Genomic DNA, 18,166 nt, shown 5'->3' on the forward strand with positions numbered 1-18,166 from the left:
ATAGCACCGGATGCGCGCACCTTCCGGCGCGGCTGGGCGTGAATGCCTATTCGGCAGCAATCTTCGCTTGCGCGGCACGCGCATGCCGGCCATGTTTGAGGGCAATCGGCGCCATCTTGTCGCGATCCAGTTCACCTTCCCAGGCGGCCACCACCAGCGTGGCGACGGCGTTACCGATGATATTGGTCAGCGAGCGGCATTCAGCCATGAAGCGGTCGACACCGAGGATCAGCACCATCGCTGCCACCGGTACGGTCGGCACCACCGCCAGGCTCGCCGCCAATGCCACAAAGCCGGCACCGACGACGGCACCGGCGCCTTTGGAGGTGAGCATGGCCACGGCCAGCAACGTCAATTGTTGCTCCAGCGGCAGGTCGATATTGGTGGCCTGGGCCAGGAACAACACCGCCAAGGTCATATAGATGTTGGTGCCGTCCAGGTTGAAGGTGTAGCCGGTCGGCACCACGATACCCACCACGCCTTTGGACGCGCCGAGGCTTTCGAGTTTCTGGATCAGTTGCGGCAGCGCCGACTCCGACGAGCTGGTGCCGAGCACGATCAGCAGTTCCGACTTGATGTAACCCATCAACTTGAAAATGCTGAAGCCGGCGTAACGGGCGATGCTGCCCAGTACCACCGCGACAAAAAACAACGCGGTGATATAGAAGGTGCCGACCAGCTTCAGCAGCGGCAGCAATGAGCCCACGCCGTACTTGCCGATGGTGAACGCAATCGCGCCGAAGGCACCGATAGGCGCTACTCGGCTGATCATCGCCACGATGCGGAAAAACACCTCGCTGGCCTGGTTGATGACACTCACCAGCGGCCGCGCTTTCTCACCGACCATCACCAGGCCGAGGCCGAACAGCACGGAAATAAACAGCACCGGCAGAATTTCACCTTTGGCGAAGGCATCGAAAAAGGTCCCGGGGATGACATTCAGCAGAAACCCGGTCACGCCCTCACTGTGCTGCGCCTGGCCGACAAAGCCGGCGATGGCTGAACTGTCGAGGGTCTTCACGTCGATATTGAAACCCACGCCGGGGTGCAGCAGGTGTGCAGCGAGAATGCCGATCAGCAGCGCGATGGTCGAAACGATCTCGAAGTACAGCAGCGCTTTGCCGCCCACGCGGCCGACCTGTTTTACATCGTGCATGCTGGTGATGCCGGAAACCACCGTGCAGAAGATGATCGGGCCGATGATCATCTTGATCAGCTTGATAAACCCGTCGCCCAGCGGCTTGAGGTCGATACCGATTTGCGGCCATACGTGGCCGATCAATACACCCAGCGCGATCGCGATGAGCACCTGTACGTAGAGGGTTCCCAGCAGTTTTCGGATTGTCATTGTTATTATCTCGAGGGGCTTTTTTTGGGCAAAGCGAACCCGTCGCAGGCATTTTCAGCCGGCGAGGCGGGTCCGTCAGGTCACGGGGGCATACGGCTCAGCGCAGGAAGTCGAGGACTTCGCCAAGCAACAGTTCAGGCACTTCTTCGGCGATGTAGTGGCCGGCGGGCAGGGCTTTGCCACGGACATCGGTGGCGACTTTCTGCCATTCCTCAAGCGGTTCGAAACAGCGGCCGACAGTGCCTTCGGCGCCCCACATCACCAGCAACGGCAGGTTCAGGTGGTGGCCGGCGTCGATATCCGCCTGGTCGTGCTCAAGGTCGATACCGGCGGCAGCGCGGTAGTCTTCGCAGATACCGCGAGCCGTACCTGGCAGTTGCAGGCAGCGCAGGTACTCGGCGAAGGCTTCATCGGTAAACGGCTTGAGCCCGGCACTGCGGCTGCCCATCACGCTGCGCAGGTAGAGTTGCGGGTTGCTCTCGATCAACGCCTCCGGCAGCGGCGCCGGGCGGATCAGGAAGAACCAGTGCCAGTAGGCGCGGGCGAAGGTCTCGTCGGTTTGGGCGTACATCGCCAGGGTTGGCGCAATATCCAGCAGCACCATGCGTTGCACGGCCTTGGGATGGTCCAGCGCCAGGCGATGGGCGACCCGGGCACCACGGTCGTGGGCCAGTACCGAGAACGTGTCAAAGCCCAGCGCCTTCATCAGTTCGACGCCGTCGCGGGCCATTTCCCGCTTCGAGTAGTTGCTGTGGTGATCGTTGGCCGGCGGCTTGCTGCTGTCGCCATAGCCGCGCAGGTCGGCTGCCACCACGCTGAAATGCTCGGCCAACTGTTCGGCGACTTTGTGCCAGATGACGTGGGTTTGCGGGTGCCCGTGCAGCAGGAGCAGACCCGGACCTGTACCGCCTTTGCGGTAGCTGATGTCCACGCCGTTGACGTGGCACTGGTCTTTTTGGAATCCGGCGAACATGGAATGACTCCTCGTGATGATTGCCTGCATCCTGGAATCACGCAGCATTTGGGGCAAGGGGGAAAGCGTGTAGGGGTTGTTCATGAAGTGTGTAGGAGCCTGCCGGCCAGGCTCTATTGTTCAAACAACGAGGCCCCTGTGGGCGCGGGCTTGCCGGCGATGGTATCGACGCGATAGACCCGGATACGCCGAGGTATCTGCATCGCAGGCAAACCAGATGGGGGGCAGGCGCGATCTCAGCCTTGCGTGAACATCGCTTCGGCGCGCTGGCGGATCTGTGCTTCGGTCAGGTCTTCTTTGCGTGTGGCCAGGAACCACAGGTGGCCGAATGGATCTTTTACGCTCGCCGACCGGTCGCCGTAGAACTGATCCTTGGGCTCTGACACTACACTGGCGCCGGCCGCAACGGCGCGTTCGAATTGCGCATCCACGTCGTGCACATACAGGTGCAGACCGACACTGGTGTGTTCATCCGGATTGCGCAATGCCATTTCAGCGCAGGGCGAGCCCAGCATGAGCGCCGAGTCACCGATGCGCAGTTCGGCGTGGCCGACCTTGCCGTCGGGCATGTCCAGGCGCATGACTTGCGTGGCGCCGAAGGCTTTCTTGTAGAACGCGATGGCTTCGGCGGCGTTGTCGATGCCCATATAAGGCGTAACGCTGTGATAACCCTCGGGGATAGGTTTGGCACTCATGTCGTTCTCCTTGATTGGGGTTATGGAGGTACGGGTTATTCACTATAGGCCACGTATCGCGCGCCTTGCGGGTAGCCGACGAGGTGTTGGCCCGGCAACAGTGAACCGGCAGATTGCTGCGCCAAAGGCGGTTTTCGATCTCGGTTTGGTGGCCAGGCCGCCTGTTTCGGGGCACGGCACAGAAGCTGCAATAGAGCAGACAAACCATTCGCCCAAGAGCGTTGTATGTCTGTACTGCCTGTGTCTGCCGATTACCCCATTCACGCACCCCATGCCGAACTGATCCGCGATGAAGCCCAGGCGATTGCCGTCGCCCATCGCGTCGCCGCCGTGCTGCTGGAGCAGGACGCCGAACGCGACCGCACCCGCCAGGTCCCCGCCGAGGTGGTCGACCTGTATTCCAACAGCGGCCTGTGGGGCATCAGCGTGCCGCGCGAGTTTGGTGGCGCCCAAGTCTCCTATGCGGTGCTGGCCCAGGTGATTGCGATTATCTCGGCGGCCGACCCATCGCTGGGGCAGATCCCGCAGAACCACTACTGCCTGCTGGAGGATATTCGCCTGCAAGGCACGCCCGAGCAGCAGGCGCATTTCTTCGGCCTGGCGCTGCAAGGCCATCGTTTTGCCAATGCGCTGTCGGAAACCGGCGGCAAGCACGTGCAGGACATCCAGGCCACTGTTCGACGCGAAGGCGACGGTTATGTGATCAACGGCCGCAAAGGCTATTGCACCGGTTCGCTGTACGCCCACTGGCTGGCGGTGCTGGCGCTGGATGAGCAGCAAAATGCGCAACTGGCCTTCGTCAAGCGTGGCACGAAAGGGCTGGTGGTGGTCGACGACTGGGACAGCATGGGCCAGCGCACCACCAGCAGCGGCAGCGTGCTCGCGGAAAACCTGCGGGTGCCGGCTTTCAATCTGTTTCCTACGCATAAATCCTACGATTCCCCGACTCTGGCCGGTCCTTTCGCACAACTGACCACCGCCGCCATCGACGCCGGAATTGCCCGTGCCGCGTTGCGCGACACTGTGCAGTTCGTGCAGCAATTTGCCCGGCCGTGGATCGACGCAGGGGTGCAAAAAGCCAGTGAAGACCCGCTGACCATCATCCAGGTCGGCGCCCTGGATATTCGCCTGGAAGCCGCCGAAGCCCTGTTGCAACGCGCTGGTTTTGCCCTGGACGCCGCACGCCCGGCACCGAATGAAGACAACGTCGCCCACGCGTCTCTGGCCGTGGCTCGGGCCAAGGTGTTGACGACTGAAATCGCCATAGAAGCCAGCAACAAACTGTTCGAACTTGGCGGTACTCGTTCGACGCTGAAGAAGCACAACTTCGACCGCCACTGGCGCAACGCGCGGGTGCACACCCTGCACGACCCGGTGCGCTGGAAATACCACGTGGTGGGCAACTGGTTGCTCAATGGCGTCAAGCCGCCACGTCACGACTGGTCATAACGCATGGCCGAGTTATTTAAAAACATCTATTGGGCTGACATCGGCCAAGCCTGCCTGGAAACCCTGAGCATGCTCGGCGCCGCGCTGGGTTTTACCGTGCTGCTGGGGTTGCCGCTCGGCGTGCTGCTGTTTCTCACCGGCAAGCGCCAGTTGCACGAAGCGCTGGTGGTGTATCGGTTGCTGTCAGTGGTGGTCAACGTGCTGCGGTCGCTGCCGTTCATCATCCTGCTGATTGTGTTGATCCCGCTGACCACGTTGCTGGTCGGCACGTCCCTCGGCGTGCCGGGCACCATCCCGCCGCTGGTGGTGGGCTGCACCCCGTTTTTTGCGCGGCTGGTGGAAACCGCGTTGCGCGAGGTGGACCGCGGTGTGGTGGAGGCAACCCAGTCCATGGGCGCCAGTACCTGGCAGGTGGTCCGCCACACGCTGTTGCCGGAGGCTCGCGGCGGGTTGCTGGCGGCGGTGACCGTGACCGCAATTGTGCTGGTGGACTACACCGCCATGGCCGGGGTGATCGGTGGCGGTGGCCTCGGTGACCTGGCGATTCGCTATGGCTATCAGCGTTTCCAGACCGACGTGATGGTGGTCACCGTGGTGCTTTTGCTGGTGCTGGTGCAGGCCCTTCAGATGACGGGTGACCGTTTGGTAGCGCGTTATAGCCGCCGTTAATTCTTATAAAGCTAACCTTGGAGCATGCATGAAAAAGTCCCTGGCCATTTTGGCTGCTGTCCTGTCGTTCAATGCGTTCGCCAACGAGAAATTGGTGGTGGGCGCGACCCCTGTACCTCACGCGGAAATCCTCGAGTTCGTCAAACCGGTATTGGCCAAGGAAGGTGTGGATTTGCAAATCAAAGTCTTCACCGACTTTATCCAGCCCAACCAGCAATTGGCGCTGAAAAACATCGACGCCAACTATTACCAGTACCGCCCGTTTCTGGATGATTACAACAAGACTCGCCACACCGACCTGGTGCCGGTGGTGGGTGTGCATATCGAACCGTTTGGTGCTTACTCGACGCGGATCAAAAACATTGCTGAGCTCAAGGACGGCGCCACTGTGTCGATCCCCAACGACCCGGTCAACACCGGGCGCGCGCTGGTGCTGCTGGATGAAGCCGGGCTGATCAAACTCAAGGATCCAAGCAACACCTTGAGCACACCGCGCGATATCGCGCAGAACCCCAAGCACCTGAAAATCCGCGAACTGGAAGGCGCCTTGCTGGCGCGCTCGGTGAGCCAGGTGGACTTGGCGTTTGTGTTTGCCAATTACGCGTTGGAAGCGGGGATCGATACCAACAGCGCGTTGATTGTGGAGAAGGGTAAATCGCTGTACGTCGAGTACCTGGTTGCGCGACCGGACAATATCAACGACCCGGGTATTCAGAAGTTGGCCAAGGCGTTGAATTCCGAGGCAGTGCGCCAGTTCATTTTGGCGCGCTACAAAGGCCAGATTGCCCCAGGCTTCTGAGCCTGGCAAATCACTAAATGTGGGAGCGGGCTTGCTCGCGAATGCGGAGTGTCAGCCAACAATTTTGTTACTGATACAACGCATTCGCGAGCAAGCCCGCTCCCACATTGATCGCATTCCCAAGTCAAGATGCGGTGGTGGGGTCCAGCAAATGGGCACCCGGCCCACGCTCGCCGAGTTGATCATCCTGATTACGCAAAGGGCACGCGTCCAACGACAGGCACCCACACCCAATGCACCCACTGAGTTTGTCGCGCAGCAGCAACAATTTGTTGATGCGATCGTCCAGGTCCTCTCGCCACAGCGCGGACAGACGTTCCCAATCCTGCTTCGTAGGCGTGCGCTCATTCGGCAAGGTCTGCAATGCTTCGCCAATGGTCGCCAGCGGAATCCCCAAGCGTTGGGCAATCTTGATCACCACCACCCGCCGCAACACATCCCGTGGGTAGCGGCGCTGGTTGCCCGCATTGCGGTTGCTCTTGATCAGCCCCTTGGACTCATAGAAGTGCAGCGCCGTGACCGCTACGCCACTGCGGGCGGCCAGTTGGCCGACGGTGAGTGCTTTGTTGAGCATGAAAAACTCCGAATCAATGCTTGACCTTGACTTAACTAGAGGTTTTACCCTGCGTGGCATCGAATCGCAAGATTCTGCCTACAGAGAAAGGGGAGTGTTCATGCAGGTATCAGAGAAGAGTCGCAGCTTCACTCAATTGATCGAGTTTCAGATCGAGCCCCGGCAGCAGTCTGCCCTGGTGGCGGCCTTGTCCATCCAAAGCGAGCGCCTGGCCCAAGGCCATGGCGGCTTTATCAATGCGAGTGTGCAGGTCAGCGAGGACGGGCGGCGGGTGCTCAATTACCTGCAATGGCGTTCCCGTGAGGACGGTGAGGCGGCGTTTGAATGTTTTGAGCACGGCGAGGAAGATTTCTGGACGCTGATCCGCGCTCACCAGGCCACGGCGGTGACGTTTGGTTCGTTCCAGGTGCTGCGCAGCTTTGAGCGCAGCCATGACAACGCCTTGCACTGCCGCCTAAATGGATAGGTGCAGCATCCGCTCACCTTGCACGTTTTCCCCAGGGCGGCGCTTGTTCACCGCCAGCTCGCCGATCTTGATCAGGCGTGTGCGCGTGACGTTGCGGCTCAAGCCCAGCAGGCTGGCGGTGTGCACCTGGTTGTAATGGCTGAAGCGGTAGGCGGCGCGCAATAACGCGTCCTCGACCTTTTCGTGCAGGGCGCCGGCCTGTTCCTCGAACAGCTTTTGAAACGCGCGCGCCAGCAACGCTTCTGCGCTGTTATCGCTGGTGTGCTGGCTGTCGTCCTGACGCTCGATGCGCAGGTTCGACAGGCGCAGATCATCGCGTTCGATCACGCCGTTGCGGCAGATCAGCAGGGTGTGGTGAATCACGTTTTCCAGCTCGCGAATATTGCCTGGCCAGCTGTAGCTTTTGAGCTTGTGTTCGGCCTCGCGGCTGATGGTGATGGGGCCATAGCCCAGGCGCTGGCTGTAAGCTTCAATGAAATGCCGGGTCAGCGGCAGGATGTCGCCGGGGCGCTCGCGCAGCGGGCTGAGCTCAAGGCTGACGACGTCAAGGCGGTAGTAGAGGTCTTCGCGAAAATGCCCGGCATTAATCGCCTTTTCCAGTTGCACGTTGGTCGCGGCCAGCACGCGCACGTCGATGGGGATGCTCTTGCGCGAGCCCAGGCGCACCACCTCGCGTTCCTGTAATACACGCAACAGTTTGACTTGGATCGCCATCGGCAAGTCGCCGATCTCATCCAGGAACAACGTGCCGCCGTCGGCTTCTTCGAACCAACCGGCCTTGGCACTGAGCGCGCCGGTAAAGGCGCCTTTTTCATGGCCGAACAGCTCGGCCTCCACCAGCGATTCGGAAAACGCCCCGCAGTTCACCGCCACGAACGGTCGGTTGCGCCGTGCGCTGAGGTTATGAATGTGACGCGCTACCAGCTCTTTACCGGTGCCGGTCTCGCCGATGATCAGCACGCTGGCCTCGCTGGGCGCCACTTGCTGGATGTGGTCGAGCAGCGCCTGGGATTTCGGGTCTTCGAAGACTTGGGCCGTGGCGCGAATCGACGTCGCGAGGGCGGGCGAGGGCGGTAAGGTTAAAAGCTGCATGGGCACCTCTCTTAAGAGTAGAACGTCGGTATTGGCAGGGAATGGTTCAACGCCCAGTCCCCGAGTTCGTGGAGCTTGTAGTCCACCGGATCGTGCAAGGTTTGTGTGCGCAGGTTGCGCCAGTGGCGGTCCAGGCGCAGCGAGGCGTGGGTGGAGCGCGCGCCGGTGACTTCAAACAGGCGGCTGCACAACTCCAGGCCTTGGCGCGTGGCGGCGACTTTCGCGGTGGCGATCGCAATGGCCAGTTGGCCGCGTTGGTGTTCACTGAGGTTAGGGCCTTTGGCCCAGGCCTGATCGAGCAGATCGGCAGCGCGTTCCACCAGCAGGCGCACGCCTTCCAAGGCCACCCAGAACTCGCCGTAATGGTGCAGAACATAAGGGTCCTGGCGTACGTCGTCGGCCGAGGATTTATGCCATGAACGGGTTTCGGTCAGGGTGTAGTTGCGCGCTTCTTCAAACGCGCCCTCGGCAATGCCGAGAAACATATGCGTGAAGGTCAGCTGTGCGATCAGTGGGCGCAGGCAGGCGAACGGCGTACTCAGTGGGCCTGGGTCGAGCAGCAATTCCGACTCCTCGACGCGTACCCGTTCGAAGCTGGCGCTGCCGCTGTCAGTCTGGCGCTGGCCGATATTGTTCCAGTCATTGTGCAGGGTGATGCCGCTGCGACCGCTGGGGATGGCAGCAATCAGCAGTTTGCCGCCAGCGCTGTCATCCACGGCAGAGGCAATCAGCATTTCCGAATCGCTGGCGCCGGAGCAGAAGCTCTTCTTGCCGGAGAATTCACGCCAGCCACCAAAATCCTTGACCACCGTGCGTGTGTCCAGCGGGTTGAGGGCATTGCCCCAGAACCAGTTTTTGCGGGCGGTTTGTTCGAACCAGGGTTGCCATTGATCCGGGCGCGCAAACAGGCGCACGGTGGCGAGCATCAAGTGGTGGAAACCGAAAACGTGCGCGAGGGAGCTGTCGACCTTGGCGAACTCGCGAACGATACCCAGGGTTTCACTCCAGCGTGCGCCGAGGCCACCGTATTGGGTGGGAATGCTCAGGGCCAGCAGGCCGCTTTGGCGCAGGGCGTCTCGTTCGGCTTTCGGGGTGCCGCCACGCTCATCACGTTCGACGGCGGTGAGGGCAAATTCGGCGGCCAGCAGTTTGGCGGTCTGCAATGGCGATGGCAGCACGCTGTGGGGTTTGGCTGTCACACGATGTTCCTCAATATCGGTTGGGCAAAGAAGGCCAAAGGTGGACGCGGGCTTGCTCGCGAAAGCGGTGTGTCAGATCGCAAATGAATTGACTGAACGGACGCATTCGCGAGCAAGCCCGCTCCCACATCAAGCAGACTCAGCGCGCTCAGGCCTTGGTTGTGGGCAACACATCGTTGGCAATCATTTCGCCAAACGGGCCCGTGAGGTTGGTGACACCACGCCCGGCAAGGCTGGCGTAGGGTTCCGGCAACAGCGGGAACACCAACTCAGCAAAGCGATAGGCTTCTTCCAGGTGCGGGTAGCCGGAGAAGATGAAGCTCTCGATGCCCAAGTCGGCGTACTCTTTGATGCGCTCGGCGACCTGCTGCGGGTTACCGACCAGTGCCGTACCAGCACCGCCGCGTACCAGGCCGACGCCGGCCCACAGGTTGGGGGCGATTTCCAGGTTGTCGCGGCGCCCGTCGTGCAAGGCGGCCATGCGGCGCTGGCCTTCGGAGTCAAAGCGCGAGAAGGATTTTTGCGCCGCTGCGATGGTGTCGTCGCTGATGTGCTCGATCAGTTTGTCGGCGGCTTTCCAGGCGTCTTCTTCGGTCTCGCGCACGATCACGTGCAGGCGGATACCGAACTTCACGGTGCGGCCTTTACGCGCGGCACGCTCGCGGACATCCGCGAGTTTTTCCGCAACGGCGGCGGGCGGCTCGCCCCAGGTCAGGTACACGTCCACCTGTTCGGCGGCAAGGTCGTGGGCGGCGTCGGAAGAACCGCCGAAGTACAGCGGCGGATACGGCTTCTGCACCGGCGGGTAAAGGGCCTTGGCGTTCTGTACGCGCAAGTGCTTGCCTTCGAAGTCCACCGATTCGCCCTGCAACACACGACGCCAGATCTGCAGGAACTCGTCGGAGACTTCGTAGCGTTCGCTGTGGTCGAGGAAACTGCCGTCGCCTCGGTTTTCGTCGGGGTCGCCGCCGGTCACCACGTTGATCAGCAAGCGGCCGTTGGACAGGCGATCCAGGGTAGCGGCCATGCGTGCCGAGACCGTGGGCGAGATAATGCCCGGGCGGATCGCTACCAGATAACGCAGGCGTTCAGTCAGCGGTACCAGCGCCGAGGCGATAACCCAGGAGTCTTCGCACGAGCGGCCGGTAGGAATCAACACGCCGTAGTAACCGAGGCTGTCAGCTGCTTGTGCGACTTGTTTCAGATAGTGGAGGGTGACCGGCCGTGCGCCTTGGGTGGTGCCCAGGTAATGACCGTCGCCGTGGGTTGGCAGAAACCAGAAAACATCCATGACAAATCCTTAAGCGATTTTCAGCAGAGAAGGAGAGTGCGCAGCAAACAGTGGCGCTGCGCGTTCTGCGGCAAGGCGGATACGGCCCTTCAAGGGCTCACTGGTTATGTGGTAATCGGTGAAATCGGCTTCAGTGGCGTACACGCCGATCGGCAGGGTCAGCGCTTGGAAGAAGCTGAACAGCGGGCGCAGTTGGTGATCAAGGACCAGTGCGTGGCGTTCGCTACCGCCAGTGGCCGCGAGCAACACCGGTGTGTTGATCAGCGCGTTCAGGCCGACCAGATCGAACAGGTGCTTGAGCAAGCCCGGGTAGGAACCGCGATAGACCGGTGCGGCAACGACTAGCAGGTCGGCCTGTTCGATGGCCAACAGTTGGGCTTCGACCTCGGCCGGCAGTTCATCACGGGACAGGGCACCGCCCAAAGGCCGGGCGATGTCACCCAGTTCGATCAGCGTGGTCTGGATTGGCAGCAGGCTCGCCAGTTCGGCCAGTACGGCTTGGGTCAGCACCAATGTGCGGGATGGGCGCCAGGTTCCGCCGGAGAGGGCAACAACATTCAGGGGACGGGTCATAAACAGTTCCTTTTTCAACAGTGGTTCATTGCAAGAGAAGTGAAACGTCTTGAGCAAGCGCCGTACCAACGGCTGCAAGCCTTGATTTACATAGGCTGCGCGCTCACTGCTGAGAAAGTTGCTGTTGTCGACCTGGTGTTTTGTTGAATGACTGTTGCGTGAGCAACAGTTGCAGGGCGAACAGTGTCGTTCGCTGTGCAGGCAGTTATAGAGGGTTACGTTTATTCCGTAAATGAACGTATTTCCATATTTATAGATCTTAAAGGAATATGTATTGCCTGCTATCGAGGATGCCTTAATGGTTGATAGCGACTATCACGGCGGGTGATTTTTCACCGTGCGAGGGCGGGAGTAGCCTGTGTTCATTGACTCGAAACCTCCTTCGCAGGGCCTCCACCATGAAGCATTTTCTGGCTGTTTCCTTAATAGTTGTCAGCTCCGTCCTCGCCGGTTGTGCGACCCATCCATCGCCCGAATCGCGCCCCTACACCGCAGAAGAAACCAAGCAGTTGGCGTTGGAAGCCTTGGGCCGTCGCGGCCTGTCGTTTGATGAGTATCAGCAGCAGCGTGCTGCACTCACCGGCCAGCCACCGAAGCCCTTCGGCTTTGATCACCAGGGTGAAATGAACGCTGAACGCAGTGTGGTGTTGCATGGTCGTCCCAGTTGAGTTCGCGCCGAGCGGTAAAAAGCCCGAGGATTCCCTTAAGGAACCTCGGGCTTTTTGTTTGCCATGGGGTTACTTCAGCCTGTTAAGCTGGATTTCAGGAGCGTTCCTACGCACATTTAAATAAAGTGGTCCTTCTTTAATGGCATTCGATCGGTTAAACCTGACGACCTCTGTTCCGGTCGATGCCCCTGAGACACTGCTCTTGGGAATACGCTCTGCGAGTCTTAAACGTCATGAATAAACGTCCGTTGTATTTCGACTACGCCGCCACCACGCCGGTGGATGAGCGGGTCATCCAGGTGATGGTCGAGTGCCTGGGCTTCAATGCCAACTTTGGTAACCCTGCGTCCAGTTCCCATGCGTTCGGCCAAGCCGCCCGGCAAACGGTAGAACAGTCGCGCCGTCAGGTGGCCGAGTTGGTCGGTGCCCAACCCGAGCAGATCGTCTGGACCTCCGGCGCTACGGAGTCCAACAACCTCGCGATCAAGGGTGTGGCCCAGGCGCGTGGGGTGGCGGGTGGGCATATCATCACCAGCCAGATCGAGCACAAAGCCACGCTGGACACCGCGCGGCAACTGCAGGAAGCCGGGGTGGCCGTGACCTACCTGGTGCCTGATGCCGAAGGGCTGATCAGCGCCGAAGCGGTCAGCGAGGCGCTGCGCGAAGACACCTTTCTGGTGTCCTTGATGCTGGTGAACAATGAGCTGGGCACCCTGAACGATATCCCCGCCATCGGCGCGCGGGTGCGTGAGCATGGCGCGCTGCTGCACGTGGATGCGGCGCAAGGTGCGGGCAAGGTAGCGATCGACCTGGCTGAGTGGCCAGTGGATTTGATGTCGTTTTCCGCCCACAAGCTTTACGGTCCCAAGGGCATTGGCGCGCTGTATGTCGGCCCGCGTGCGCAACAGAAAGTGTTGGCGCAGATTCACGGCGGTGGTCACGAGGGTGGGTTGCGCTCCGGGACGCTGGCGACCCACCAGATTGCGGGTATGGGCACCGCGTTCGCCCTGGCGGCAGCGTCGTTCTCTGCAGAAAAGGCCACGATCGTCGCCTTGCGTCAGCGCCTGTTGGATCAGTTGGAATCGGTGGCGGGTGTGCGCCTCAATGGCAGCCCTACACAACGCATTCCCCATACGCTCAGCCTCACGTTCAGTGAAGGTGAGTTCAATTCCGCCGCATTGAGCGCAGGCATCGCCTTTTCGGCAACCTCGGCGTGCAACTCGGCGAGCAATGCGCCGTCCCACGTGCTTCTGGCCCTGGGCCATGACGCACGCAGCGCGGGCCGCACCATTCGCTTGAGCCTGGGTCGGTTTACCACCGAACAGGACATCGACCAAGCCGTGCAATTGATCAAGGCCGCACTCGCCAGTGCACCGGCATTCTGGTCCGTCTGATTTTTCATTCGCAGCACATAACAATTATTAGTGGTTAGCAGGAGACACAATGAGTACTCAGCCTTTGACCCATGGATCCGTTCCCCAGCGCCTGGCGCTGACCCGCGAACTGATGAGCCGCGAGGGTATCCACGCCCTGCTGGTGCCGTCGGCCGACCCGCATTTGTCCGAGTATTTGCCGGGTTACTGGCAGGGGCGGCAGTGGTTGTCCGGGTTTTATGGCTCGGTGGGGACGTTGATTGTCACCGCAGATTTCGCCGGTGTCTGGGCCGACAGCCGTTATTGGGAGCAGGCGACCAAGGAACTCAAGGGCAGTGGTATCGAGTTGGTGAAGTTGCAACCGGGCCAACCTGGCCCGCTGGAGTGGCTGGCTGAAAACACTCCGCAAGGCGCTGTGGTGGCGGTGGATGGTGCGGTGATGGCCGTGGCCTCGGCGCGTACCCTGGGCGGCAAGCTGACGGAGCGCGGCGCGCGCTTGCGTACCGATATCGATGTGCTGAATGAAGTCTGGCACGACCGTCCCGCGTTACCGTCCCAGCCGATTTACCAACACCTGCCTCCGCAGGCCACCGTCAGCCGCGGCGAAAAACTCAGCGCGCTGCGCGCCAGCTTGAAAGAGAAGGGCGCCGACTGGCATTTCATCGCCACCCTGGATGACATCGCCTGGTTGTTCAACCTGCGTGGCGGTGATGTGTCGTTCAACCCGGTGTTCGTGTCCTTTGCCCTGATCAATCAGCAGCAGGCCACTTTGTTTGTCGCGCTGAGCAAGGTCGACGCGCAACTGCGCGCAATCCTGGAGCAGGATGGTGTGACCTTGCGCGACTACAGCGAAGTGGCTGATGCGCTGCGTGCCGTGCCGTCGGGTGCCAGCTTGCAAGTTGACCCGGCTCGCGTGACCACAGGGTTGCTGGAGAATCTCGATGCGGGGGTCAAGCTGGTCGAGGGGCTGAACCCGACTACGCTGGCCAAATCCCGCAAAAGCCTGGCTGACGCGGAGCATATTCGCCGGGCCATGGAGCAGGATGGTGCGGCGCTGTGCGAATTCTTCGCTTGGTTGGACGGTGCGTTGGGCCGCGAGCGCATCACCGAGCTGACTATCGACGAACACCTGACGGCGGCACGCACCCGTCGCCCCGATTATGTATCGCTGAGTTTCAACACCATTGCTGCATTCAATGCCAATGGCGCGATGCCGCATTACCACGCCACTGAAGAAGAGCATGCGCTGATCGAGGGCGATGGTTTGCTGTTGATCGACTCGGGCGGCCAGTACCTCGGCGGCACCACCGATATCACGCGGATGGTGCCGATCGGTACGCCGAGTGAGGAGCAGAAGCGCGACTGCACGCGGGTCCTTAAGGGCGTGATTGCGCTGTCTCGTGCACACTTCCCCAAGGGCATTCTGTCGCCGTTGCTGGATGCGATTGCGCGTGCGCCGATCTGGGCTGAAGGTGTGGACTACGGCCATGGTACGGGCCACGGCGTAGGCTATTTCCTGAATGTGCATGAAGGCCCGCAGGTGATCGCCTACCAGGCCGCCACTGCGCCACAGACCGCGATGCAGCCGGGAATGATTACTTCGATTGAACCGGGCACTTATCGCCCAGGTCGCTGGGGTGTGCGTATTGAGAACCTGGTATTGAACCGTGAAGCCGGCAAGACCGAGTTCGGTGAGTTCCTCAAGTTTGAAACGCTGACCTTGTGCCCAATCGACACGCGTTGCCTGGAGCCATCGTTGCTGACGGTGGACGAACGCGCGTGGTTCAACGCCTACCACGCCGAAGTGCGTGAGCGTTTAAGCCCGTTGCTCAACGGTGCTGCATTGGAGTGGCTGCAGGTGCGTACCGCGGCTATTTGATCGGCATGCGCCGCTTGCGAAGTGCTCGCAAGCGGCGTTCAAGGGCGGTGGGCGTTCAACGCCTAGCTGAGCGCTTCGCGCACAAAATCCAGACGGTCCTGACCGAAGAACATGTCATTGCCTACAAACATGCTGGGCGCACCGAAAACGCCGCGCTGAATAGCCTCTTCGGTTTTGTCCTTGAGCGCTGTTTTTGTGCGTTCATCATTGGCCAGGGCCAGCACTTCGTCAGGGTCGAAGCCTGCTTCGGTCAGAACCGCAGCCACCCCCGCGGGATCGCCCAGGTTGCGGCCTTCAACCCAGATGGCGCGGAACAGGCAGTCAATAAACGCCTGGAAGCGTTCTGGCTGACGTAGTTGAATACCGGTAACGGCGCGCATCAGCACCAAGGTGTTGATGGGGAAGTGCGGGTTGAACTTGAGCGTCACGTTGTAGCGTTTTGCGTACCGCGCCAAGTCATTGAACATGTAACGACCTTTGGCCGGCACGGTGATTGGCGAGGCGTTGCCTGTGGCCTTGAACACGCCACCCAGCAACATCGGCTGATAGACCAGTTGCGTGCCGGTTTCGGCGCATAAGGCAGGCAATTGGGTATAGGCCAGGTAAGTGGCCGGGCTGCCGAGGTCAAAGAAGAACTCCAGGGTTTTACTCATGGCGATACTCGCTGCTTATTATTGGGGGGATAGCGCTTACCAGGCTTCATTCCAGGGACGCAGGTCCAGCTCAAAGGTCCAGGCGTCACGTGGTTGGCTGTGCAGGTACCAATAGTTGTCGGCGACGTGTTCCGGATTGAGGATGCCGTCCTGATCTTTCAGGGCGTATTTCTGCGGAAAATTGTCGCGAATGAAGTCAGTGTCGATTGCACCGTCGACCACCACATGGGCCACGTGGATATTCCTGGGGCCCAGTTCTCGCGCCATGCTTTGCGCGAGGGCGCGGATGCCGTGCTTGGCGCCGGCGAATGCGGCAAATCCGGCTGCTCCGCGCAAACCGGCGGTGGCGCCGGTGAACAGGATCGTGCCTCTATTGCGGGTCACCATACGTTTGGCAACTTCGCGAGCATTCAGGAAACCGGAGAAGCAGGCCATCTCCCATATCTTGAAGTATTTGCGGGCGGTCTCTTCCAGGATGCTGCATGGCACATTGGCGCCGATGTTAAACACGAACGCTTCGATGGGCCCCAGCTCGGTTTCGATCTGTTCAATCAGTGCGATCACGTCTTCCTCTTTACGTGCATCACAGGCAAAGCCATGAGCTTCACCCCCCGTCGATTGGATACTGTCCACAAGGGGCTGCAACTTGTCGGCACTGCGACGGGTGACGCAGGCCACGTAACCTTCGCGGGCAAAGCGCTTGGCAATGGCGCCGCCGGTAGCATCACCGGCACCCACTACCAATACGATTTTCTTGTTATGTGTCATGGCAACTCCATTGGCTCGATTGTCGAGCTGGAGTGTAGCCGTGGCGTCGCGAATGGCCGGTTGGGGTGGGAATTTAAGAAGGGCGGAGCAGTCGGGGGGGGACTGCTCGGGCGGTCATTTACAGATGACGATCATGCTGCGGCTGGTGTAGCCGGCCGGGTTGATGCCGAAAGGATAGTCCCCCGGCTCTTCGGAGTTGTCGCCGGACTTGGCGATAACCCGGTAGCCCTTGGCACCGCAGGAATTGGTTGCACTGGTGTAGCACTGGTCCCAGGAGGAGGACAGGCCAGAACAGTTGATATGTAGCCCTTTTTTGCCGCGTTTCACTTCTGTCTTGGTGGTCGCAGCGCAGCCTGCTATGCCCACGACCATTAACAGTATCAAAATTCTTTTCATCACTATCCTTAATAGCCGCTTCGCAAAAAGGCTCGATGCAGGCTTTACGCGCTCTCGATTGTAGCGTTCAGCTGTCCGTGTCGAAATTCTCCATGAAAGACATTCGCTTACGGCCTAAACATGGCCTAAATGAGCGGCAAATACCAGAGCTACCTGCGATGACGATCAATCGGCTGGCACCAGTGGTTTGGATTCATTGCGCATGGTCAGCGTGGCGCCGACGGAGGCCAGAATGATGCAAGAGATCGCCATCCATTGCGCGAGGGACAAGTGTTCTTGCAGGAAAAACAGGCCGGAGAGCGCGCCGAATGCGGGCTCGATGCTCATCAACGTACCGAAGGTGCGGGCAGGAAGGCGAGTGAGGGCGACCATTTCCAGGGTGTAGGGCAGGGCAGTGGATAGAATGGCAACACCCAGCGCGACGGGAATCAGCGCAGGCGTCAGTAATGCGCTGCCGGCATGCACGATGCCGATCGGTGCTACGAACAAGGCAGCGATCATTACCCCGAGTGCCGCAGTTTGCACGCCATTGTCATTGCCGGCTTTCTGGCCGAACAAAATATAGAGTGCCCAGCACACCCCTGCGCCCAATGCGTAGGCGGCGCCGGTCAAGTCGATACCGCTGCTGGCTTCGCCCGTCGGGATCAGCAACAGAAGGCCCGCAATCGCAAGGCCAATCCATAAAAAATCCACAGCTCTGCGTGAGGCGTAGATAGCCACGGCGAGGGGGCCTGTGAATTCCAGCGCTACCGCGATGCCCAAAGGGACTGTGCGCAATGACATATAGAAGAGGAAGTTCATGCCGCCCAACGCCATTCCATAGACGATGACTGTGCGCAGGGACTTTGCCGTCAGCCTGGCGCGCCATGGGCGTAATAGAAGCAGCATGATTACGCTGGCAAAAATCAGGCGCAGGGTGGTGGTGCCCTGTGCGCCGACGATGGGAAACATGCTTTTGGCCAGCGAGGCACCGGACTGGATGGAAGCCATGGCGATCAACAGCAGGCCGACAGGAAACAATGCCGAGGCCAGGCTGCGCGGTGGGGTGGTCATTGGGGGTGTTCGTCCGAAGTCATAGTAGAGAAGCAGAACGCATATGATGCTTAACTGGCTGGGTTTGAGCAATATATTGCTCAGCTGATGGGTTTTGGCGTTCTTCATAGAAGCGGTTTGTAGATTTTCGATTGTTTGATAGAGAATCCAAATAAACGGTTGACGGCAGATTCTGGACGTCTATAATTCGCCCCACTTCCGGCGCAGTCGAAACGTAAAACTCCTTGGTAAACAAAGAGTTATGCGAG

The 18,166-nt window shown here is 60.1% G+C and carries 20 protein-coding genes; 7 read left to right on the forward strand and 13 right to left on the reverse strand.

From position 1 onward, the window contains the following. Positions 1-46 precede the first annotated feature (46 nt). From A7D21_RS10390 to A7D21_RS10400, 3 genes are all read right to left on the reverse strand, one after another. Positions 47-1,348 (reverse strand): dicarboxylate/amino acid:cation symporter, encoded by a 1,302-nt coding sequence (locus A7D21_RS10390; RefSeq protein WP_053255319.1) that lies wholly within the window; start codon positions 1,346-1,348, stop codon positions 47-49. A gap of 97 nt (positions 1,349-1,445) precedes the next feature. Then, complete coding sequence (locus A7D21_RS10395; protein WP_069551656.1) at positions 1,446-2,321, reverse strand: alpha/beta fold hydrolase; 876 nt, start codon at positions 2,319-2,321, stop codon at positions 1,446-1,448. A gap of 236 nt (positions 2,322-2,557) precedes the next feature. Further along, positions 2,558-3,016, reverse strand: a complete 459-nt coding sequence (locus tag A7D21_RS10400) for a VOC family protein (protein ID WP_053255321.1) — start codon at positions 3,014-3,016, stop codon at positions 2,558-2,560. Between the two features lie 225 nt (positions 3,017-3,241). Between A7D21_RS10400 and A7D21_RS10405 the strand changes: the two genes are divergently transcribed. Genes A7D21_RS10405 through A7D21_RS10415 form a run of 3 tightly spaced genes read left to right on the forward strand, consistent with a single transcriptional unit; the run spans position 3,242 to position 5,933 of the window. Then, the gene (locus tag A7D21_RS10405) at positions 3,242-4,465 is read left to right on the forward strand and encodes an SfnB family sulfur acquisition oxidoreductase (RefSeq protein ID WP_069551657.1); all 1,224 of its coding nucleotides are present in this window, start codon (positions 3,242-3,244) and stop codon (positions 4,463-4,465) included. 3 nt (positions 4,466-4,468) lie between these two features. Continuing rightward, the gene (locus tag A7D21_RS10410) at positions 4,469-5,134 is read left to right on the forward strand and encodes a methionine ABC transporter permease (protein WP_064451693.1); all 666 of its coding nucleotides are present in this window, start codon (positions 4,469-4,471) and stop codon (positions 5,132-5,134) included. Positions 5,135-5,162: 28 nt separating this feature from the next. Beyond that, on the forward strand, positions 5,163-5,933 hold the full coding sequence (locus A7D21_RS10415; RefSeq protein WP_069551658.1) for a MetQ/NlpA family ABC transporter substrate-binding protein: 771 nt from the start codon (positions 5,163-5,165) through the stop codon (positions 5,931-5,933). A gap of 124 nt (positions 5,934-6,057) precedes the next feature. On the opposite strand, the gene soxR is transcribed toward A7D21_RS10415, so the two are convergent. Then, positions 6,058-6,507 (reverse strand): redox-sensitive transcriptional activator SoxR, encoded by a 450-nt coding sequence (gene soxR, locus A7D21_RS10420; RefSeq protein ID WP_069551659.1) that lies wholly within the window; start codon positions 6,505-6,507, stop codon positions 6,058-6,060. 100 nt (positions 6,508-6,607) lie between these two features. Between soxR and A7D21_RS10425 the strand changes: the two genes are divergently transcribed. After that, the gene (locus A7D21_RS10425; protein WP_053255323.1) at positions 6,608-6,973 is read left to right on the forward strand and encodes an antibiotic biosynthesis monooxygenase; all 366 of its coding nucleotides are present in this window, start codon (positions 6,608-6,610) and stop codon (positions 6,971-6,973) included. Here A7D21_RS10425 and A7D21_RS10430 read toward each other — a convergent pair. From A7D21_RS10430 to msuE, 4 genes are all read right to left on the reverse strand, one after another. Beyond that, entirely contained in the window at positions 6,962-8,065 is a 1,104-nt protein-coding gene (locus tag A7D21_RS10430; protein WP_053255324.1) for a sigma-54-dependent Fis family transcriptional regulator, read from the reverse strand. The two genes, A7D21_RS10425 and A7D21_RS10430, sit on opposite strands and share 12 nt — an antisense overlap. An 11-nt stretch (positions 8,066-8,076) precedes the next feature. Continuing rightward, positions 8,077-9,264, reverse strand: coding sequence for an acyl-CoA dehydrogenase family protein (locus A7D21_RS10435; protein WP_053255325.1), 1,188 nt, complete (start codon positions 9,262-9,264; stop codon positions 8,077-8,079). Positions 9,265-9,412: 148 nt separating this feature from the next. Next, positions 9,413-10,555 (reverse strand): FMNH2-dependent alkanesulfonate monooxygenase, encoded by a 1,143-nt coding sequence (gene ssuD / locus A7D21_RS10440; RefSeq protein ID WP_069551660.1) that lies wholly within the window; start codon positions 10,553-10,555, stop codon positions 9,413-9,415. A 9-nt stretch (positions 10,556-10,564) separates the two neighbouring features. Then, a complete protein-coding gene (gene msuE / locus A7D21_RS10445) occupies positions 10,565-11,128 on the reverse strand; it encodes an FMN reductase (protein ID WP_053255368.1) in 564 nt (187 codons plus the stop codon). Between the two features lie 398 nt (positions 11,129-11,526). Between msuE and A7D21_RS10450 the strand changes: the two genes are divergently transcribed. From A7D21_RS10450 to A7D21_RS10460, 3 genes are all read left to right on the forward strand, one after another. Beyond that, on the forward strand, positions 11,527-11,796 hold the full coding sequence (locus A7D21_RS10450; protein WP_053255327.1) for a hypothetical protein: 270 nt from the start codon (positions 11,527-11,529) through the stop codon (positions 11,794-11,796). A gap of 233 nt (positions 11,797-12,029) precedes the next feature. Beyond that, complete coding sequence (locus A7D21_RS10455) at positions 12,030-13,190, forward strand: cysteine desulfurase family protein (RefSeq protein WP_053255328.1); 1,161 nt, start codon at positions 12,030-12,032, stop codon at positions 13,188-13,190. 49 nt (positions 13,191-13,239) lie between these two features. Further along, positions 13,240-15,048, forward strand: coding sequence for an aminopeptidase P family protein (locus tag A7D21_RS10460; RefSeq protein ID WP_053255329.1), 1,809 nt, complete (start codon positions 13,240-13,242; stop codon positions 15,046-15,048). Between the two features lie 62 nt (positions 15,049-15,110). On the opposite strand, the gene A7D21_RS10465 is transcribed toward A7D21_RS10460, so the two are convergent. From A7D21_RS10465 to A7D21_RS36045, 5 genes are all read right to left on the reverse strand, one after another. Next, positions 15,111-15,701 carry a 2-hydroxychromene-2-carboxylate isomerase gene (locus A7D21_RS10465; RefSeq protein ID WP_069551661.1) on the reverse strand — a complete coding sequence of 197 codons (591 nt, stop codon included), beginning with the start codon at positions 15,699-15,701 and terminating at the stop codon, positions 15,111-15,113. Positions 15,702-15,737: 36 nt separating this feature from the next. Continuing rightward, complete coding sequence (locus tag A7D21_RS10470; RefSeq protein ID WP_069551662.1) at positions 15,738-16,469, reverse strand: SDR family oxidoreductase; 732 nt, start codon at positions 16,467-16,469, stop codon at positions 15,738-15,740. Between the two features lie 114 nt (positions 16,470-16,583). Continuing rightward, positions 16,584-16,865, reverse strand: coding sequence for a hypothetical protein (locus tag A7D21_RS10475; protein WP_053255332.1), 282 nt, complete (start codon positions 16,863-16,865; stop codon positions 16,584-16,586). 165 nt (positions 16,866-17,030) lie between these two features. Beyond that, positions 17,031-17,918: a threonine/homoserine exporter RhtA gene (gene rhtA, locus A7D21_RS10480; protein WP_069551663.1), complete on the reverse strand. Its 888-nt coding sequence runs from the start codon at positions 17,916-17,918 to the stop codon at positions 17,031-17,033. A 19-nt stretch (positions 17,919-17,937) separates the two neighbouring features. Further along, on the reverse strand, positions 17,938-18,166 hold a 229-nt coding region (locus A7D21_RS36045; RefSeq protein WP_218188678.1), incomplete at its 5' end, for a hypothetical protein.

It is taken from the genome of Pseudomonas sp. AP19 (assembly GCF_001728855.1).
Lineage (GTDB): Bacteria > Pseudomonadota > Gammaproteobacteria > Pseudomonadales > Pseudomonadaceae > Aquipseudomonas > Aquipseudomonas fluorescens.

What these genes read in the sequence shown, in the direction of transcription:
- A7D21_RS10430 (WP_053255324.1), bottom strand. Translation starts at nt 8,065, where the DNA reads ATGCAGCTTTTAACCTTACCGCCCTCGCCCGCCCTCGCGACGTCGATT.
- A7D21_RS10450 (WP_053255327.1), top strand. Translation starts at nt 11,527, where the DNA reads ATGAAGCATTTTCTGGCTGTTTCCTTAATAGTTGTCAGCTCCGTCCTC.
- A7D21_RS10405 (WP_069551657.1), top strand. Translation starts at nt 3,242, where the DNA reads ATGTCTGTACTGCCTGTGTCTGCCGATTACCCCATTCACGCACCCCAT.
- A7D21_RS10395 (WP_069551656.1), bottom strand. Translation starts at nt 2,321, where the DNA reads ATGTTCGCCGGATTCCAAAAAGACCAGTGCCACGTCAACGGCGTGGAC.
- rhtA (WP_069551663.1), bottom strand. Translation starts at nt 17,918, where the DNA reads ATGACCACCCCACCGCGCAGCCTGGCCTCGGCATTGTTTCCTGTCGGC.
- A7D21_RS10465 (WP_069551661.1), bottom strand. Translation starts at nt 15,701, where the DNA reads ATGAGTAAAACCCTGGAGTTCTTCTTTGACCTCGGCAGCCCGGCCACT.
- A7D21_RS10410 (WP_064451693.1), top strand. Translation starts at nt 4,469, where the DNA reads ATGGCCGAGTTATTTAAAAACATCTATTGGGCTGACATCGGCCAAGCC.
- A7D21_RS10470 (WP_069551662.1), bottom strand. Translation starts at nt 16,469, where the DNA reads ATGACACATAACAAGAAAATCGTATTGGTAGTGGGTGCCGGTGATGCT.
- A7D21_RS10390 (WP_053255319.1), bottom strand. Translation starts at nt 1,348, where the DNA reads ATGACAATCCGAAAACTGCTGGGAACCCTCTACGTACAGGTGCTCATC.
- ssuD (WP_069551660.1), bottom strand. Translation starts at nt 10,555, where the DNA reads ATGGATGTTTTCTGGTTTCTGCCAACCCACGGCGACGGTCATTACCTG.
- A7D21_RS10400 (WP_053255321.1), bottom strand. Translation starts at nt 3,016, where the DNA reads ATGAGTGCCAAACCTATCCCCGAGGGTTATCACAGCGTTACGCCTTAT.
- A7D21_RS10415 (WP_069551658.1), top strand. Translation starts at nt 5,163, where the DNA reads ATGAAAAAGTCCCTGGCCATTTTGGCTGCTGTCCTGTCGTTCAATGCG.
- A7D21_RS10475 (WP_053255332.1), bottom strand. Translation starts at nt 16,865, where the DNA reads ATGAAAAGAATTTTGATACTGTTAATGGTCGTGGGCATAGCAGGCTGC.
- A7D21_RS10455 (WP_053255328.1), top strand. Translation starts at nt 12,030, where the DNA reads ATGAATAAACGTCCGTTGTATTTCGACTACGCCGCCACCACGCCGGTG.
- A7D21_RS10460 (WP_053255329.1), top strand. Translation starts at nt 13,240, where the DNA reads ATGAGTACTCAGCCTTTGACCCATGGATCCGTTCCCCAGCGCCTGGCG.
- A7D21_RS10425 (WP_053255323.1), top strand. Translation starts at nt 6,608, where the DNA reads ATGCAGGTATCAGAGAAGAGTCGCAGCTTCACTCAATTGATCGAGTTT.
- msuE (WP_053255368.1), bottom strand. Translation starts at nt 11,128, where the DNA reads ATGACCCGTCCCCTGAATGTTGTTGCCCTCTCCGGCGGAACCTGGCGC.
- soxR (WP_069551659.1), bottom strand. Translation starts at nt 6,507, where the DNA reads ATGCTCAACAAAGCACTCACCGTCGGCCAACTGGCCGCCCGCAGTGGC.